The following is a 2,188-nucleotide window of genomic DNA, read 5'->3' as shown; positions in this document are numbered from 1 at the left end:
AGATAATCACTGTCTGAAGGGAAATGACGAGGAACAGCACCCAAGCAGCGCTATGAGGGAAGGGCAACCCTATGCTCAAACTTGCTTCCCGTACCCAAAGAGACGTTAAAGCAAAGGCGGTGCTACACGCCATACCTAATAAGAACACTTTCGGGGACAAGCTTCGCCAGCCAGAAGCGCTACTCATGATTAGCACGCCTAAAGTACCAATAAGTACGCCGACCCAACCTGTTAGTGTCAAAGCAGTACCAAAAAACAATACGGATAGCACAGCAGATACGGGGGCTTCACACTTGGCTAAGCCTGCGCCTATCGCATAGTTTTCGAGCTTGAACAGCATCACCATTAAGCCGGTCGCGAGGATCTGCATGATGGCGGCAGCAACAATATAGAAAACAAACTCACCCGAAAAATCCGGTGCGGATACGGGCTGCCATTGATAGAGGGCGCAGAGGTAAATAAGGGCGATAGGGCTAGCCCAAATAAATCGCGCTAACGTTACGCCAGCCACGCTCATGGTGCCACTTAATTTACTTTGAAAGGCATTGCGCCAAGATTGGCTAAAGGCGGCAAGGAGAGTAAAGGCTATCCAACTAAAAGACATGACGCGTCCATGTGTTATGTAATTTGGTGGTGATACTAACAAAAAATCACTTGATAAGAAGTGTCATTATCTGTTTATAGCCACAGGCTCACCTTTATTCTCTATTCGGCAGTAGAGATATCTTCAACAGTTCGATGCTTTCTTCAGAAGATCGGCTGTTTCTTGTTTTTGAAATAGAACAGCGCGCTGATCGAAATGAACAGTAAGGTGAAGTAATAGAAAAACGAAGACAGTGAGGCCAAGAAGGCAAGGTTCTGTTCTATTTCTTGTTCGGTGAAGCCCTGAGACACCAACTTATAGTAGTAAGCGTACAAGATCCCGATCAGCCCGTATCCGAGGTTAAACATTAAACCTTTGAAACTAAGAACGGTGGCTCGGTTGTGCGATTCGGTCTTTTTATTCAGGTGGTAGCTGATGAAAATGTTCATCGTCATGATGATAAAGATTAACACCAACGCCGGAATGACCCCGTAAATCGACCAACCTAAACTGATCCAGTAATAAGTCGCCATGCTTGCTAAACCCATGACCACAATGAAGGTTTTAGGCTCAATACTCTCTGCTAATCTTCGGCTTTGTCCTGCCAATATAATCTTAAGCAAACTTATACCCGCACCAATAAAACCAAAGTAGATAATTGGAATATCAATCGCCAGATAGTATTGGCTGTTCATGGTTAGGAACATGCGTGAGGTGTGTTCGAATAGGCTGTAGTAGAGCAAGATGAACAGCACGTAAGGTGTAGCGAATACCCATTTACCCGCATCGATCGTCAATTTAAGACTTGAGATGGTGGTTGCCAATTTGGTTTGGTCGCTTGGCATCACCTTTTTCTCTTCGCGCATATTAATCGCGGCATAGATGGCGATCATCGCTACAAATAGGGTGGCGAACACAGGAATACGCATCAGGTCTTTAGTGCTTTCTGGTTCGGCTAGTCCAAGGAAATGAAAGATGTTCGTCATAAAGTTCACGTCGTACATCGCCGCACCAATCAGCGTGACAAAGATACCGACCGTTGAGGCGACACGAAGCTGGATTTGCAGCACTCGCGGCCACAACTCTTCATTACCTTGTTCTTTTAAGGTGTCGTAAGCCAATGCCTCGTCGGCGCCGCTGGCCAGTGCCATCGCTAAGCCACTGAGAATCCGGTTAATCAGAAAGACTATGAACACCAAGTCGGGGTTTCCGGTTGGCACTAAGGCGATCATTGCGATCTCAACAAACATCACAATCGAAGACAGCACCACCAGTTTCTTGCGGCCTAAGGTATCGGCGAATGCACCCGACGGTACTTCAGCAAGCACAATGGTGGCCGCCCAAACTACATTGAGCATCGCGAATTGAGACAGGGTTAACCCGTAATCTAAATAAAGTAGTGTGAATATAGGGTAGTAAAAACGCGCAAAGTAGCTGCTTCTAAACATCAAGAAGTAGCGGACATTGGGAATTTTAAGGATCTCTTTGAGCGTCATGATAATTTCAGTAATTTAGATAACACATTATTATGTATAACCCTTTTACTCTTTTAAATCATGGAATTGTTGCCAAATCCCTAAAATATCTGGTTTGGGTGATCTTCGA

The 2,188-nt window shown here is 45.3% G+C and carries 2 protein-coding genes; both read right to left on the bottom strand.

Annotation, left to right across the window (positions count from 1 at the left end):
* On the bottom strand, positions 1–604 hold a 604-nt coding region (locus AB4512_RS22055; RefSeq protein ID WP_372175680.1), incomplete at its 3' end, for a multidrug transporter.
* A gap of 143 nt (positions 605–747) precedes the next feature.
* Positions 748–2,079 carry an MFS transporter gene (locus tag AB4512_RS22050; RefSeq protein WP_017067925.1) on the bottom strand — a complete coding sequence of 444 codons (1,332 nt, stop codon included), beginning with the start codon at positions 2,077–2,079 and terminating at the stop codon, positions 748–750.
* Positions 2,080–2,188: the final 109 nt, after the last annotated feature.

It is taken from the genome of Vibrio sp. 10N.222.52.B7 (assembly GCF_041474275.1).
In the GTDB taxonomy this organism is placed as follows: Bacteria; Pseudomonadota; Gammaproteobacteria; order Enterobacterales; family Vibrionaceae; genus Vibrio; species Vibrio crassostreae_C.
Note: the sequence above shows the minus strand (reverse complement) of the source record. Positions and strands in the feature narration are given on the sequence as shown.